Below are 837 nucleotides of genomic sequence, written 5' to 3' on the forward strand. Positions count from 1 at the left end.
GCTGGAGTAACTAGAGGTGGGTACTACAAATGGATTAAGCGACAGTTGACGCCTTCTGAAAAACAATTGGAAGATACCGAAATAAAAAAGAAGATATTGGAGTGTCATAAAAAACTTAAAGGGATTTATGGATACAGGAGAGTACAAGTTTGGCTGAAAGCCACTTATAACCTTCATTTTAATCACAAACGTATACAAAGGTTGATGGGTGAACTAGGTATCAAAGCTATTATTAGGAGAAAACGACCTTATTACGGGAAGAAAGAAGCTTATGTGATTTCAGATAACCATCTGAACAGGGATTTTCAAGCTTCCAAACCAAACGAAAAATGGGTAACAGATATTACCTATTTGATTTTCAATGGACAGAGATTGTACTTATCCGCTATTAAAGACCTATACAACAATGAAATTGTTGCCTATGAAATTAGTCGTAGAAATGACCTGAAACTAGTACTAGACACACTTAAAAAAGCAAGAAAAAAACGAAACGTGAAAGGGATTCTCCTGCATAGTGATCAGGGGTTCCAGTACACATCTCGTCAATATAATCAACTACTCAAAAAATATCAGATGAAGGCTAGTATGTCCAGAAAGGGAAACTGTTGGGACAATGCTTGTATAGAAAGCTTCTTCAGTCACTTTAAGTCAGAGTGTTTTCATTTATACTCTTTCCGCACAGCTGATGAGGTTAAGTTTGCTGTGCGCAAATATATACACTTTTATAATCACCAAAGGTTCCAAAAGAAACTAAATAACCTGAGTCCATATAAATATAGAACTCAGGTTGCTTAGTTGTGTTTTTTGAATACTGTCTACTTGACAGGGGTCACTTCA

General features: G+C 36.0%; 1 protein-coding gene. It reads left to right on the plus strand.

Annotation, left to right across the window (positions count from 1 at the left end):
• Positions 1-795, plus strand: a 795-nt coding sequence (locus tag JDS82_RS28970; protein ID WP_199714324.1) for an IS3 family transposase, incomplete at its 5' end; no start/stop codon positions are given.
• Positions 796-837: the final 42 nt, after the last annotated feature.

Origin of the sequence: Bacillus cereus group sp. N14, assembly GCF_016483555.1 — a bacterium.
Classification (GTDB): domain Bacteria; phylum Bacillota; class Bacilli; order Bacillales; family Bacillaceae_G; genus Bacillus_A; species Bacillus_A wiedmannii.